Annotated in this window: 14 protein-coding genes, 1 other RNA gene and 1 pseudogene; all 16 read right to left on the reverse strand. The window is 46.2% G+C overall.

What is annotated here, in order from left to right; translation table 11 throughout:
• Positions 1-113: 113 nt before the first annotated feature.
• Positions 114-1,403, reverse strand: coding sequence for an AsmA family protein (locus tag HMPREF9443_RS08330; RefSeq protein ID WP_187363716.1), 1,290 nt, complete (start codon positions 1,401-1,403; stop codon positions 114-116).
• A gap of 172 nt (positions 1,404-1,575) precedes the next feature.
• Positions 1,576-2,904 carry a M18 family aminopeptidase gene (locus HMPREF9443_RS08335; RefSeq protein ID WP_009146148.1) on the reverse strand — a complete coding sequence of 443 codons (1,329 nt, stop codon included), beginning with the start codon at positions 2,902-2,904 and terminating at the stop codon, positions 1,576-1,578.
• Positions 2,905-2,931: 27 nt separating this feature from the next.
• A complete protein-coding gene (locus HMPREF9443_RS08340; protein WP_040565350.1) occupies positions 2,932-3,765 on the reverse strand; it encodes a deoxyribonuclease IV in 834 nt (277 codons plus the stop codon).
• Positions 3,766-3,782: 17 nt separating this feature from the next.
• Positions 3,783-4,433: an MmcQ/YjbR family DNA-binding protein gene (locus HMPREF9443_RS08345; RefSeq protein ID WP_009146150.1), complete on the reverse strand. Its 651-nt coding sequence runs from the start codon at positions 4,431-4,433 to the stop codon at positions 3,783-3,785.
• 57 nt (positions 4,434-4,490) lie between these two features.
• Positions 4,491-4,739: pseudogene (locus tag HMPREF9443_RS08350) on the reverse strand (DUF1653 domain-containing protein); the annotation flags it as partial.
• A 569-nt stretch (positions 4,740-5,308) separates the two neighbouring features.
• Complete coding sequence (locus HMPREF9443_RS08355; RefSeq protein WP_009146153.1) at positions 5,309-6,640, reverse strand: RNA-binding domain-containing protein; 1,332 nt, start codon at positions 6,638-6,640, stop codon at positions 5,309-5,311.
• A 622-nt stretch (positions 6,641-7,262) separates the two neighbouring features.
• Positions 7,263-7,612: a transfer-messenger RNA gene (gene ssrA / locus HMPREF9443_RS10600) on the reverse strand.
• A 110-nt stretch (positions 7,613-7,722) separates the two neighbouring features.
• Entirely contained in the window at positions 7,723-8,190 is a 468-nt protein-coding gene (gene smpB / locus HMPREF9443_RS08360; protein WP_009146155.1) for an SsrA-binding protein SmpB, read from the reverse strand.
• 2 nt (positions 8,191-8,192) lie between these two features.
• Positions 8,193-10,556: a ribonuclease R gene (gene rnr / locus HMPREF9443_RS08365; protein ID WP_040565351.1), complete on the reverse strand. Its 2,364-nt coding sequence runs from the start codon at positions 10,554-10,556 to the stop codon at positions 8,193-8,195.
• 10 nt (positions 10,557-10,566) lie between these two features.
• On the reverse strand, positions 10,567-11,028 hold the full coding sequence (locus HMPREF9443_RS08370) for a PaaI family thioesterase (RefSeq protein WP_009146157.1): 462 nt from the start codon (positions 11,026-11,028) through the stop codon (positions 10,567-10,569).
• 28 nt (positions 11,029-11,056) lie between these two features.
• Positions 11,057-11,797, reverse strand: coding sequence for an alpha/beta hydrolase (locus HMPREF9443_RS08375; RefSeq protein ID WP_040565352.1), 741 nt, complete (start codon positions 11,795-11,797; stop codon positions 11,057-11,059).
• Between the two features lie 223 nt (positions 11,798-12,020).
• Positions 12,021-12,629 carry a zeta toxin family protein gene (locus HMPREF9443_RS08380; RefSeq protein ID WP_040565353.1) on the reverse strand — a complete coding sequence of 203 codons (609 nt, stop codon included), beginning with the start codon at positions 12,627-12,629 and terminating at the stop codon, positions 12,021-12,023.
• Positions 12,601-12,813 carry a hypothetical protein gene (locus HMPREF9443_RS10605; protein WP_021720543.1) on the reverse strand — a complete coding sequence of 71 codons (213 nt, stop codon included), beginning with the start codon at positions 12,811-12,813 and terminating at the stop codon, positions 12,601-12,603. The genes HMPREF9443_RS08380 and HMPREF9443_RS10605 overlap by 29 nt, the downstream gene beginning before the upstream one ends.
• 203 nt (positions 12,814-13,016) lie before the next feature.
• Positions 13,017-13,505: a type III toxin-antitoxin system CptIN family toxin gene (gene cptIN / locus HMPREF9443_RS08385; RefSeq protein WP_040565354.1), complete on the reverse strand. Its 489-nt coding sequence runs from the start codon at positions 13,503-13,505 to the stop codon at positions 13,017-13,019.
• A gap of 251 nt (positions 13,506-13,756) precedes the next feature.
• Entirely contained in the window at positions 13,757-14,161 is a 405-nt protein-coding gene (locus tag HMPREF9443_RS08390) for a type II toxin-antitoxin system HicB family antitoxin (protein ID WP_009146163.1), read from the reverse strand.
• A 19-nt stretch (positions 14,162-14,180) separates the two neighbouring features.
• Positions 14,181-14,333 carry a type II toxin-antitoxin system HicA family toxin gene (locus HMPREF9443_RS11120; protein WP_071585668.1) on the reverse strand — a complete coding sequence of 51 codons (153 nt, stop codon included), beginning with the start codon at positions 14,331-14,333 and terminating at the stop codon, positions 14,181-14,183.
• Positions 14,334-14,339 lie beyond the last annotated feature (6 nt).

Here is a 14,339-nt window from a genome sequence, read left to right on the forward strand (position 1 = left end):
CACAAGGTACGGCAGCCCATCTTTATAGGAAAGGAAAACGCTCCGCCTACCCTAAAATAGAGTAAGCGGAGCATTTTTACTATCTGCTAAAAAATATTTTTACAAAGTAATCATTACCTCACACGTATACGCCTGCCCTCGCCGTTCGCCAAAAAAATCTCGCCCAGCTGCAATCTGCCGTCCACAATCTTAAAGACATCGCTTTCAAACGTGCCCACCTTGGTTTCAATCTCTACATTACTAAAGGCCAGCTCACCGCTCTGGTCGCTGAAGCTGCCACGCAGGCTCAAAAACGGCACCAGCATATATGTTCCCTTGCCCGTAGAAAAGCTGCCGTATACCAAATTATTGCCATGCGGTCCCTCATTGCGGAACTTAATCTTCAAGGCCACGCTCGTATTTATCTTGCTGCTTTTGGCAGCCAGCGAAGCCATCAGATTCTTGCCGTCAACATCGATTTTGTAATAGCGATTATCAAAATGATACAAGCCTATCGCATCAAAGGTACCGCCGAAAATGCTGCCAGTCACATCCTGAAAGGTTATCAGCGCATTTTCATAATGGTAGGTGCCGTCGATATTAGTAAAATACAAATCGTTCAGATGCAGCTCCTTCAGCGCCAGCGCACCATCAATCACAGGTTTTTTCAGGCTGCCGGTCATCTGCCCAGTCACCGTCATCGCATCCTTAACATTTTTCATGCCCAGCGAATCCGGAATAACATCATACAGGCAGATATTGATATTCGTCTTCTGCTCCCCCTTCAGGTCGCAGGTGCCGTCAATATTCAGTCCCTTGCCTGCAATGCTGCCGCCGTAGCGTCCCGCAGCTAAGTGCAGCTCCAGCCTTTGATGCTCATGTATCTGCGCCGTGCCGTCCACGTCATTCAAAATAAAGTGACGCTTTTTATATTCTGCCGACAGCACCGTATCATGCAAAATCAGCTTAATATTCGGCAGCCTGCCCTTAATCTGCAGATGACGCTTTTCCATAGGCACCTCGTCCGGCAGGATACTTTCCTCCGCCGTCTTTTTATTCTGCAGGATATCCAGGTGCATTTTATCATCAAAGCCCAAATGAATATAAGCACCGCTCAGCTCCACCTCCTGCACCGTATCAATGCCTGCTATGCGCAGGATGATGTCCTTCGGCTTGATTTTGATACGTCCCTCGGGCACATCCACCAGGCGTTCATGCTCCGGCGAATCCCAGGTCAGGTTTTTAAAATATACATTGCCCCAGATATCGGCGCGCAGCTCCTCGGCCGTCACCGTGCCTGTCAGCACCTGCTGCTTTGCCATATAATAATTAAAAAGCTCCGCCGCATGACGGCTTGCACGCTGCGCCAAAAAGAAATAAACAGCGCCGCCCACCGCCAGCAGGCAGACTACTATCATTGCCAAATGAGTTTTAGATAATCTGCGTATTGCCTGCAACATATAATCACCACTTTCGCTTATGAATCTTCCTAAGCTCAGTATATCACCACGCCGAAACGCCCGCAACTAATAGCAAAGGCACAGCAGACCTGTCACCAGCATCTGCTATGCCCCTATATCTATACATATTAAATTGTTACTTCAAGAAGTACGTTCCGTCGGCAGCCTCCGCCACAGCGGCAGCAAAAAATGCCTGCGCCAGCTCCGCCAGATACACCGTGTCCTTAACGCCGGCCATTTCGTAGGCGGAATGCATCGCCAGCTGCGCCAGGCCGATATCCACCGATTTGATTGCTACCTGAGCGGTAGAGATATTGCCTAAGGTAGAACCGCCTGCCATATCCGAACGGTTATAGAAAAGCTGCAGCGGCACGTTCGCCTTTTTAGCCAGCAGCTGCACCAATGCGCCGGATACCGCATCCGTAGTATATTTTTGGTTAGCGCTGTATTTGACAACCACACCCTCATTAGGATAGGTCTTGTTCGTCAGGTCGTTCTTATCCGTATGATTAGGATGCACAGCATGCGCATTGTCCGCCGAAAGCATCAGGCTGTTGGCCAAGGACACCAGATAATCCTCCTCGTCCCTGCCCAATGCCATGTTGATGCGCTGCAGCGCATCCTTTAAGAAGGTCGCCGCCGCGCCCTGCTTCGTGCCGCTGCCAACCTCTTCGTTATCCAGCATGCAGAATACCGGCACACTCTCGCCTGCTTCTGCCGCCAAAAAGCCCTGCAATCCGGCAAACACGCACTGCAAATCATCCAGCCTGCCGCCGGCAACATATTCCTGCTCCAGCCCGACTGTAGTCGTCGGCATTCTGTTATAAAGGAAAAGCTCCGTATCCACAATCTGCTCTGCGGTAACGCCGCAGGCCTCCGCCAACAGCTTCTGCAGGCCGTCCTTAGCCGCAGCACTGCCGATAAGCGGCAGCATATCCGTCTGCGCGTTCAGCTTTACGCCCTCGTTGGCTTCCCTGTTCATGTGGATTGCCAGATTCGGAATCATCATCAGGTCCTGCTCAACATTAACAAGACGCGCTTCCAAGCGGCCGTCAACGTTGCATAGCACACGTCCGGCAACGGAAAGCGGCCTGTCAAGCCAGGTGTTCAGCAGCATGCCGCCGTACTTTTCCACATTCAGCTTCACATACTTTTTATCTACCACAATTTCCGCATTATTCTTCAGCTTGAACGCCGGCGAATCGCAGTGGCAGGCGTAAACCTGAAAGCCCAGGTAAGCCTTTTTGGGAAGCACAAAGGCCAATAGCGCCGAACCGTTACGGCTGACATAATATTTGCCGCCTTCCTGCAGCTGCCATCTGCTGTTTTCCTGCAGCTCGGTAAAGCCTGCAGCCGCCAGCTCCACCTTAATATTTTTCACGGCAAAAAAGCTGTTGGGCGTTTTATCCAAAAAAGCGCACAGCTTCGCATTCAGCTCCGTATAAGCCATTTCCATTTCTATCATTCACCTCTTATAAAAATCCTTGGTATATTACTCTTTAAAGCGCTCACGCAGCAGCTTTATTTCCGCAGCGTAGCCCGGCAGCTCGTTCGGCGTTTCCAAGTAAAACGGCAGTGTGCGCAGCGCCGGATGGTTAATCACCGCCGTCAGCGCCTCCAAGCCGATATTGCCTGCACCGATGCACGCATGCCTGTCCTTGTGGCTGCCGCAAATATTCAGGCTGTCGTTCAGATGCACAGCCTTCAAGCGCTCCAAGCTGATAATTTTATCGAACTGCGCCAGTACGCCGTCCAAATCGTTGACTATATCATAACCGCCGTCAAAAATATGACAGGTATCAAGGCAGACGCCCATCTTTTCGTTAAGCTGCACCTTGCTCAAAATCGCCGCCAGCTCCTCAAAGCTGCGGCCAACCTCCGTGCCCTTGCCGGCCATCGTTTCCAATAGAACCGTGGTATGCAAATCCTTGTGCAGCACACTGTTGAGCAGCGCCGCTATTTTTTCTATGCCAACCTCAGCTCCCTGCTTCACATGGCTGCCGGGATGAAAATTATACATATTCCCCGGCACATATTCCAGCATCGCCAAATCGCCCTCCATCACCATCTGCGCAAACTCCAGCAGCTTTTCGTCTGCTGCACATGGGTTCATCGTATACGGTGCGTGTGCCAGAATGGGCGCAAAATTGTGCTCCTGCATCAACGCGTTCAGCGCCGCCGCGTCCTCCGGCTTCACAGCCTTCGCCTTGCCTCCACGCGGATTGCGCGTAAAAAACTGAAACGTATCGGCACCGATCGACAGCGCCGTCTTTCCCATCGCTAGAAAGCCCTTCGATGAGGATAAATGACAACCTATATGTAACACTTGCTCAATCTCCTTTGCTATTTTTCCACCAGCTGATAGCTTTCCGCCAACAGCTCCTGCACCAACGAAATGTCTGCATCCTTTTGCAGCATTACCGTCAGCCAATGCTTTTTGTTCATATGATACGCAGGATAAAAATGCTGCCTGTCCACCAGCTGCTCAATCTTTGCCGGTGGCAGCTTAATATTCAAAACATCAACCTTCCCCGCCTTCGCTAAGCCCAGGCTTTTATAGGGAATCGTCATAAACAAAGCGTACCATTTATTTCTCCGCGCCGTCTTAAAGGTAAAATTCTCCGGTGTTTCCGGCCACGGAGCGTCGGGTACAGTGCCGAAGCGCTGCGAGCAGTAATCCATCAGCTGCAGCTTAACATTGCTTTTAATCAGGCACTGCGTTTTTATTTCTTCCAGCAGAGCCTCTGCTTTCTCGCGCACGCTCATAACGTAACCGCTGATGTTATCGGCAACGTTAAATGGCAGGTACTCCTCATCTGTATCACGTTCCAAAACATTTACGGATAAGGCCTTGCCTGCAAGCGTAACGACAGCGTAAAACTCTGTTTCCGGCAGTGTCTTGCGCAGTGTCAGCCCTGCGCCCTCCCGCACAAAGCCGTAGGCCAGCGCTTTTTTTATATCAACATCATATTGGTCTAAACTCGGATAAAGCATTTCCGTTCTCTCCTGCAAATAAAATTATATGCACCACCGGTATAATCGCCTAAGCAATCAGAACTCCTGCACAACCTCAAAGCGGTACTTTTGCTTAATCGCAGGATATTTTTCGCGGTCCACCTCGCTCATAAACATAGCGTAAGGACGGGCGCAAATTTTGAACGGAGCATACAGCGCCTGATACACCACCAGCTTTTCGCCGGTCTCCGTGTGCTCGGCAAAGGCCAGTATTTTATATAAGTATTCCGTCGTAGGATTTTCGACAGTTTCTCTTTTAAAATGGCGCACAATGTCGCCCATATGCATTTCTCTAGTCATAGTATTAACCTCCGTATTTTGTTTATATAATTATACTACAAAATACAGCTTATATGCCACGTGCTTCCGAGGTTAATAATTCTTCTAAATGTGTTTTCCAACACAAGCGGTTCAAGATAAACTAAAATCAGCATATATAACATTTAACCGCAAATCTTTACCTTAGCCAAAGCCTCTTGAAACTTATCGCCCAGGAATCTTATAACTAAATTATATATGATGCCATGGACAGAAACTGTCATTGCTCTCATAAAAAAGCTATAGAATAAAAATTTTACATCACCTATGCTTAAATTCATCCTGAAAGCAAAAAAGAGGATAACGTACCGCGAAAGTACATTATCCTCGTGCTGTTATAGGTAACTAACAGCCACATCCCTATTCTTATATTACAGCCTCATACAAGTTCCTAAAAGTTTAGCAACAACTTCACTCCGTAAAAAAAGATTACGCCGCCGCAGACAATATTCACCCTGCGTAAAAATACTGTATCAAGCCTGTCTCGAAAAACCAAAATCAATAGCGTCAAACCTTTGTGGTTTGTCTGTTATAAATTACTCTTTTCTAAGTTCATACCGTGTGGTACGACTTCCACCAATCTGTTTGATTTGACCACTATCTACCATTGCTTTCAGAATACGACCAGCCGTAGACTGACTAACCTCCAACAGTGTCTGTGTTTCTTTTCTGGTAATCATCAGGTGCTCCCTTAAAAATTGCAGAACTTTTTCCTCATTTGAATCCAAGTCCAGAGCTGCCGCATTTTCAAATTTCTTATGTGCTTCTGCTGCTTTTGGCGTGAAATTCACATTAGGAAGAATGATTTTAAAAGCGTTGTTAGTTGTCTTGATCTTCGGTTGCACCAGGGCATTTGCATAAGCTCCCATGATTTTCTTCATGCCGGTGCCATATGCTTCAATCAACTGCAAGCGGTAAAAAACATTAGCAAGGTGCGGATTTCTGCAAACAGAAACACCCATCATCAAATCGTCAAGTTCCAAACCGGGAAGCAGCCCGCCGATGGACACGAATTCAATCCGATCATCGTATATGCTGATCAAGGTGCTGGCTCGGAAAGAATAATCTCGGTGTACTAGCGTGTTCAGCAATGCCTCGCGGACGGCGACCTCCGGGTAGTCCCGTGTATCAATCCGCAAAAGCTTCCGAAATGTCGCATGTGTCTGATTGTGGAAATCAATATAGTCGTAGACCTCATTGAGTTGCTGCATAAGAGAGCCGGAAAACTCCCGGCGATCCTTAAATACATTCTGATTGATTCCTTCAAACACGGCCGCCTTGATTGTGTGGGGACACTGCTCAGACAGGAGCAACCCTAAATTCGTATAAATGCCATCTGCGGAAACGATTTTCAAAGTCTGCATTTGCGGCTGTCCAAATACAACATTGCGTTTTTCAAATTCCTTTTTTGTTGCCTCAAAGGTCAATGCCTGATTGATAGACCGCATATTCTCAAAGCTATCTCCATCGGTTTCCTTGATCATCTGCCGAATAGCCGTATCTGTTGCCGGTACAGAAGAATATCCCTGCCGCACATAGACACCCTCAGGCCGCAGTCCTTTCTTTGCCAGATAATAGGGACGGTTTGTGCCGCGCTGAATGTTGACGGCCACAACTGCTTTTCCATCACATTCTAGCGTTTCATAGTGAATGAACATAGTAACATCCGGCTTTACGGCATCCCGTACCATATTGGAAATCTGCAAGGCACATTTATCCGCATTTTCAATTCCCAACACTGTGCCATCGTCTGCCACACCTACATAAATCGTGCCTCCGTCACAGTTGGCAAAAGCAATAATCTCTTTTTTGATATCATCCATCACTATGGACTTTAATTCAACCGTTTCTGTTTCCCGGAATCTCATTCTGCTCACTCCCTAGTTCTATTCTAATCATATTCTAATCATTCTAATCATAATTGTCAATCACACTGCTTAGAATAATGAGTAGCATGGGCATCAACAAGAGCAGCATGTGTCCTAAATTTTATATATTATTTGGGACACTTGGCACAAATTATCAGCTACAAGCGAAAAAAGGCTGACGCGCACCTTTTTCCACGATCACCTCGTTATTATATGTTATACTTTGTTCATCGGTTGAACACCGACATGTTCCAAAAATCAAGCCTACTGAATTACTGACCATATAATCCAGTAGGCTTTTTTATGCTTTAAAAATTTTTATTTATCAATCTGCTCTTATCTATATATATTTCTCCGTTAACCGCATTTTGAAAAGCGCTTTTATCAGGATTAACAAATCTGCCCATCTGCTTTAACATACTCGCATTTCACGTTACTTCTATAATAGAATTATAGCACAAAGGACTACTGCAGTATATAATAAACAGCATTGGAAATTATCTACTCTATCTCTACACTCCTGTATATAAAATCATTTTCAAACAAAAACAGAGAATAGTGCTGTTATACACTATCCTCTGCTTTTTATTCCACCAATCAACTGTCACGATTGGACTAATTCTGGTGGAGATGAGGGGAGTCGAACCCCTGTCCGAAAATATTGCCATACAACTTTCTCCGAGCGCAGACGTCATACTTTGTTTCGCGCTGCGATTGCCTGACGACGGGCCTTCACATTGCTATCCTACAGAGTTTCCCTTAAAGCCTATAGGAATCAGCCTTAAGGTATCCCACTATTGACTGTCATTCCTCACCCGCGGGAGGAGGCTCAGAGACAGTTAGCAGATTAAGCTGCTAAAGCGTATTCTTGTTCAGCGTTTATATTTAAACGTGCCCACCGATTATCGTGCAGATGGAACCACGGCTCGCTTATCATACCGCACCTACCCCCGTCGAAACCAGTACATCCCCAAATTGGAATATATCGGTGAAAGAGCCGATACGCTACAATGATATTTTACTATGCTTTAGTCAAAAAGTCAAATGACTGTGCATGAAGAATTTGTGAATTCACCCGTCTATCAGCGATTCCTGTCCTTCAGCGCGCGCTCCATCTCACGCTTAGCGTCGCGCTTGGCCATATCCTGACGCTTATCGTACAGCTTCTTGCCTACTGCCAGCGCCAGCTCCATCTTCACCAGACCATGCTTAAAGTACAGCTTGAGCGGTACAAGCGCATAGCCCTTTTCCTTCACCTTGCCGATGAGCTTGTTAATCTCCGCACGGTGCAGCAAAAGGCGGCGGCTGCGCAGCGGATCATGGTTAAAGATGTTGCCATGGTCGTAGGGGCTGATGTGCAGATTATACACAAAGACCTCCGCCTGACGTGTTACCTGCGCATAGCTGTCCTTCATGTTCGCCTTGCCCGCACGCAGGGACTTTACCTCCGTACCGGTCAGCGCAATGCCTGCCTCAAAGGTTTCGTAAATGGTAAAGTCATGGCGTGCCTTACGATTTTCTGCTATAATTTTAATCTTTTGTTCTGCCATAATTATCTGCTTTTCCTATTCTTTTTTCTGCTCTTTTTACCGGACTTGCTGCCGCCCTTAGAACTGCTCTTCGGCGCAGGCTTGCCGTGCTTGGCGCTGCGGCGTCCGGCCTCTTTATTCTTCGCGCCCTTGTGCTTTTTCTTCTGCGTTTCCGCGCTCAGAGCGATGCTCTGCGTGCTGCGTCCGCTGCTAGGCTTCTGCTTCATCAGCAGCTGCTGGCGGATGTGCTCGCGCACGCCTGCGTTTTCCCCTGCCATAATGAAGTCGATGCTTACATCGCTGATATTTACCTGCAGCACCTCAATGCGCACCTTATCACCCAGGCGATAGGTGTGACCGCTGTGCGTGCCTACGAGGGCATAACGCTCCTCGTAATATTCGTAGTAATCATCCATCAGGCTGGAAATATGCACCAGTCCCTCTACGCCGTTCTCCAGCTCAACGAACATACCAAAGGCCGTTACGCCGGAAATAACGCCGTCAAATTCTTCGCCGATATGGTCTTCCATATATTCGCACATTTTGAGGTCAACGGTTGCACGCTCCGCATCCGCTGCCGCACGCTCGCGAATAGAAGAATGGTCAGCAATAACGTCCAGCTTATCGCCCAGCTTTTCGGCATCTGCTTCCTTCAGTGTAGGCTTGGCCATCCAGGCGCGCAGCAGGCGATGCACAATCAGGTCCGGATAACGGCGGATTGGCGAGGTAAAGTGCGTGTAGTACTTCGCCGCCAAACCGAAGTGACCGATGTTGTCCGTCTGATAAACTGCCTGCTTCATGGAGCGCAGCGCTACCGTAGTTACCAATCGTTCTTCCGGACGGCCGGCGATTTCCTTCACGGCCTGCTGAATATCCTTCGGCTCCGTTTCTTCCTTAGGGATAAATTTAATATTAAAGTTTGCCAACAGCTTAGCGAACTCCTGCATCTTTTCCTCGCTTGGAATATCATGCACGCGGTAGATGAACGGCCAGTGCTGGTTAAACATATGCTGCGCAACTGTTTCGTTGGCCGCCAGCATGAACTCCTCGATAATCGACTCCGCATTACCGTGGATGCGCTGCACAATCTCAATCGGATGCAGCTTTTCGTCCAGAATAACCTTCTGCTCCGGCAAATCAAAGTCTACAGCGCCGCGACGCGCACGCTTGTCATGCAAAATCTGGCGCAAAATATCCATGCGGGCAATCATCGGCAAAATGTCCTCATACTTGTCGCACATTTCCTTGTCGCCTGCCAAAATTGCACGCACAATATTGTAGCTCAAACGGTGACGTACATTGATAACCGCCGGAAAAATCTCGTAGCTGAGCACCTTGCCCATTTTGTCGATATGCATCTCGCAGGCCATGGACAAACGGTCCTCACCGGCATTCAGGCTGCAGATACCGTTCGACAGACGCTCCGGCAGCATCGGCAGTACGCGGTCGACAAGATAAACGCTTGTGCCGCGCTCTCTTGCTTCCTTATCCAGCACGCTGTCCTCCGTAACATAATAGCTGACATCCGCAATATAAACGCCCAGCAGGTATTCGTTATCGTTAATCTGCTCTACATAAACAGCATCATCCAAGTCCTTAGCATCCTCGCCGTCGACGGTTACGACAGTGCGTTCACGCAGATCACGGCGTCCTGCCAGCTCACTCTTTTTAATAGACTTCGGCACCTTGCGCGAAGCCTCCAGCACCTCATCCGGGAAGGTCAGCGGCAGATCATTCTGCTTGATTATCGACAGAATCTCCAAACCCACATCACCGATGTTGCCCAAAACCTCGGTAACCTTGCCCTCGGCCTTACGGTGCTCCTGCGGCCATTCGGTAATTTCTACTACTACCTTCTGACCATCCTTCGCACCGTTAAAGTGCTTGCGCATAACATATACATCCTGACCGATGCGCTTGTCGTCAGGCGTTACAAAGGCAAAATCACCGGTCTGGTGAAATACGCCTACCACCTTATTATTAGCATGCGTGATGATACGCAGGATTTCGCCCTCAGGCTTTTTGCCCTGCGCCGCATTGTTCACGCGCGCCAGCACGCGGTCATTGTTCATCGCACCCTGCAAAGCACGCGGCGGAATGAACACGTCCGGTCTGTCGCCCTTGTTATCCGGAATAACAAAGCCAAAGCCTTTGCTCGTCAGCTGAAAGCGTCCGGCAACCAGGCCCATTTTCTCCGGCAGGCCGTATGTTTCAAAGCGTGTTTTAATAATCTCGCCGTTCTGCTCCAGCGCCAGCAGCTCATCCCAAAACTTGTTGGGATTAACATCATGCCCCAGCGCATCCACCAGCTCCTCCGAGGTCATCGGTGCATAGCTTTCTTCACGCATAAAATTTAATATTTTTTCACGTACATCCTTCGTCTGCATAATTTTACCTCTATTCTTCTTCACCCTCGCCTGCGGCGAGCTTGCGCGACGGTTGCGGCGTTTCATCCACAATCATCATCTTCGACAGACATTCCGCCAACAGCGTACCATCCTTTTTGCAGATAGTTCCCTGCATTTCAACCATACGCCCCTTGCGCTTCAGCTCGCGCCCGGTGCAGACAACCTCTTCACCTATCGCCAACGGCTGACGGTAGCGGATTTCAATCTTCGCCGTATAGGAAGGCTTGCCCTCCTTGGCAAAAAGATAATTGCCTGTCACCTCATCCAGCAACACTGCCACCAGTCCGCCGTGCATACGTCCGGGATAGCTCTGGTGCTCCCGGCGCGGCGTAAAATACGCTGTGCACTTGTCGTCGTCAATTTCAAAACGCATATGTAACCCGCTGGGATTATCCTTGCCACAGGCAAAGCACCAGCTGTATTCGTTATTATTCAACAATGACTTATCCATATTTCTTCGTCTACCCTTCAATATCCTTTTATTCAGCAAAAAAATCGGCGATTTCCTTAAAAACTGCCTCATGCTCGCGGTCCAGTGTCAGAATATGCCCGCTGTGCTCAAACCAGACTAATCTTCTGCTGCTGGCCGCAGCTAATTTGTTATAGATATATTCGGCACTGCGCGGCTGCACGGTATGCTCTGTTTTCGACTGCAAAATCAAACAGGGGATTTTGATTTCCGCCAGCAGCTGGTTCTTGCATTCATTAAGCAGCTTAAAAAGACTCATCAACGGCTTCGTCGGCATTTTGGCATAGGAGATGCAATATTCCTGCAGCTCCTGATAATTCTTCTTATGCTTAGGCAGGTAGTGGATGAAAAAGCGCAAGAACGCCAACAGCGGCGCACGCTTATCCTGCACAAAAATAGGTGCCGAAATAAAGGCAGCCTTCTTCACCGGCAGCTTTGCTGCCAGCTTGATAGCCAGCAATCCACCCATCGACAGGCCTGCCACATAAACGCTGTTAAAGCGCGCCAGCAGCTCCAGGCATTCCGCTTCAGCAGCAGCATACCAATCCGTCGCGGTGGTTGCCTCCAGGTCTTTGATGCTCGTGCCGTGGCCGGGAAGGCGCACACAGCTCACAGTATAACCAAGCGCATGCAGATAATCACCCAGCGGACGCATTTCCGACGGCGCACCGGTGTAACCATGCAAGAGCAAAACTGCCTTATTATTCTTTCCCTCCAGCAGAAATGATTCTGCACCTTCAATTATCCGCACAAGCTTCACCTCAAAATTATTCTATACTAATTTATATTATATCATAAAAAAAGCATACTGATTACAGCATGCTTTGATTTTGCAAGAACTTCATACATTGCGATGCAGAAAAGTACTGATTTTTGCCAACTACATACATTGCAATGTATGTAAATTGGTGTTTTTGAAAGGTTTTATACATCGGAATGTAGATAAAAAGAGGACGGTGCGCACCGTCCTCTTTTCATTTATTTAAGTTCTTATACTGCATATTTTCGCTACCAGTTAAAAGCTTAATATCTTCTTGATGCCACTCATCGCAAACATCAAAGAATTCCTCACTCTTGCGTTTTTTGAAAATACGAAAAGGTTGCTCTGTCGAGTTGTCATATATATGACAAACGTCTGCAACATGAACAACATCACAAACCTGAGCCAAAGCCTTATCATAGCGTTCTATTATTTTCTCGACCGGCACATCATGTCCACCTTCTGCGACACGAGATTTTATTCGATAAACATTAATAAAAGGGTCAACAGTTAAAATATAGTAACAACGTATAAAATAACCTGCTTCCTTAGCTCGTTGCAACAAATTTAAATTTCTAGGTGTAGACATAACTGTTTCAAAACAGAAGTCCTCTCTATTTTTCAAATGATCCTCTCTCTGCTTTTCAGCAATTTGCGCTGCAGTCAAATCATCGCATTTTAAATTTTTCTTGATTTCATCAGCATTAATATAGTCAACAGGTGGTTTTAATAAATCTGTAAAAGTACTCTTACCGGAACCGTTTGGTCCAGCAAAAACAATTATCTCCGGCTTTTTATTTGACTCTTTCGCTATAGCGTCCATGATTATATCTCCCACATACCTGAGTTTTGCTACCATCACTGCCAATTACACAAATACTCTGCGTTTCCCTATCATATGTAAAAATAGGCACATCCATAGCACGTTTCTTTTCTAATGCAATTTTTACGGCACAATTAGCACGTTTTACAACCTGCTCGTCAGAAATATATTTTTGTTGACTCATAAGACACCAACCTTTCTAAACACACTATCCTACTTACATAGTACTGTATTTCAGCAAAAAAGTCAAAAGCTATCTTGCGTATGCAAAAAGAGGACGGTACGTACCGTCCTCTTACTTTAATAAAATTATTCATGCTTTCGCTGTAACTTATTCGCCTTAGGCTTTTCAAGGACATACTATCAGGTATAGATCAATACAGCTCATTAAACATTTTCCTTAATTTGCAGTAATAATTTTTCTAGGTGAATGACATCAGGAAAAATAAGACCTATTCCTTTTCTATGCATAGCTAATATCCGTTTAGCTTTTTTAATAATTTCCTTCTCAACAGAAAATTTTACTTTTACAGCTTCCCCAGCCTTATTACAATATTCATTTTTAATATATTGCTGCGATATAGGACACATATTTTGCAACAAGAAGACCTTTTTATAACCTAAAACTTCCGCAAAGACTAACGTATCACATCGTTTATACTTGGCTACTTTCTTATCGTAAATAGCTTCATATTTTTCAACTTGTGACGATATAGGGATAAGCCAAAAGAGTCCTGTTTTTTTGTCTTCAAACGCATAAAAACATGGTCTGTCATGAGCCTGTCCTTGAGAAATTTCTTTATTAGACATCAGTTTTTCATCTTGAAAATCACGGAAATACTCATCTCGTATGTAATAAAAATGACCAGTTAGCATCTTACACCTCGAAAAAAAGACTTCACTCAATACGAATGAAGTCTTTAACATTTGAACTTGACTATATTTTAGTTGCATGTCAAGCAGCAACAAACATTTGAACTTGACTATATTTTAGTTGCATGTCAAGCAGCAACAAACAGGACTATGCCTTTATTTATAGTATAAAGGTAAGTCTTTAATCTGTCAAGAAACATTTCTCCCTCAAGCCACTGCAAAAAGAGGACAGTGCGCACCGTCCTCATATATTTTTACAACCCTAGCTGCGCTCTAAGTGCTCTTTGCAGTAACTGAGAAAAGTTAATCTTTTTCTTTTCTGCCAATTCGTTCAGATACCAGGGAATCGAGAGAGTTTTCTTAACGGAACGGTTATCCATCTTTGCACGTATGCCAAACATATTCACATCAATAAAGCAGATGGTTTCATTGGCTGCAATATGCATATCTCTATATTCAGGAACCGGAATAACCTCATCATCCTGCTCCATTCCCCAAAGATGCAATTCCAAGGCACCCTTAGCCTGATTAACAGCTTGCTGAATATCCTCACCCGAGGCAACACAGCCCGGTAAATCAGGAAAATATATATTGTAGTTTTTTTCATTTTTTTCTATAATGGCGGGAAAAATATAATTGTCCAGGTAGTTTTTGTACATAGAAATTTCTCCTCGTAAATTACTTTAATCCGGCTTGCTTTAAAATACTTGCCTCTGTTTTCAGGCTTATGTCATCGCTTATTTTATGCGCAGCAATAGTTACGCGACTAGGTTTGGTAGGATGCTTGTACTGCCTGTGACTTCCAGATAACGTATAATAAGTTGCGCAAATTCAATT

Origin of the sequence: Phascolarctobacterium succinatutens YIT 12067 (assembly GCF_000188175.1) — a bacterium.
GTDB lineage: Bacteria > Bacillota > Negativicutes > Acidaminococcales > Acidaminococcaceae > Phascolarctobacterium_A > Phascolarctobacterium_A succinatutens.

What these genes read in the sequence shown, in the direction of transcription:
- HMPREF9443_RS08335 (WP_009146148.1), bottom strand. Translation starts at nt 2,904, where the DNA reads ATGATAGAAATGGAAATGGCTTATACGGAGCTGAATGCGAAGCTGTGC.
- HMPREF9443_RS08345 (WP_009146150.1), bottom strand. Translation starts at nt 4,433, where the DNA reads ATGCTTTATCCGAGTTTAGACCAATATGATGTTGATATAAAAAAAGCG.
- HMPREF9443_RS08355 (WP_009146153.1), bottom strand. Translation starts at nt 6,640, where the DNA reads ATGAGATTCCGGGAAACAGAAACGGTTGAATTAAAGTCCATAGTGATG.
- smpB (WP_009146155.1), bottom strand. Translation starts at nt 8,190, where the DNA reads ATGGCAGAACAAAAGATTAAAATTATAGCAGAAAATCGTAAGGCACGC.
- rnr (WP_040565351.1), bottom strand. Translation starts at nt 10,556, where the DNA reads ATGCAGACGAAGGATGTACGTGAAAAAATATTAAATTTTATGCGTGAA.
- HMPREF9443_RS08370 (WP_009146157.1), bottom strand. Translation starts at nt 11,028, where the DNA reads ATGGATAAGTCATTGTTGAATAATAACGAATACAGCTGGTGCTTTGCC.
- HMPREF9443_RS08380 (WP_040565353.1), bottom strand. Translation starts at nt 12,629, where the DNA reads ATGGACGCTATAGCGAAAGAGTCAAATAAAAAGCCGGAGATAATTGTT.
- HMPREF9443_RS10605 (WP_021720543.1), bottom strand. Translation starts at nt 12,813, where the DNA reads ATGAGTCAACAAAAATATATTTCTGACGAGCAGGTTGTAAAACGTGCT.
- cptIN (WP_040565354.1), bottom strand. Translation starts at nt 13,505, where the DNA reads ATGCTAACTGGTCATTTTTATTACATACGAGATGAGTATTTCCGTGAT.
- HMPREF9443_RS08390 (WP_009146163.1), bottom strand. Translation starts at nt 14,161, where the DNA reads ATGTACAAAAACTACCTGGACAATTATATTTTTCCCGCCATTATAGAA.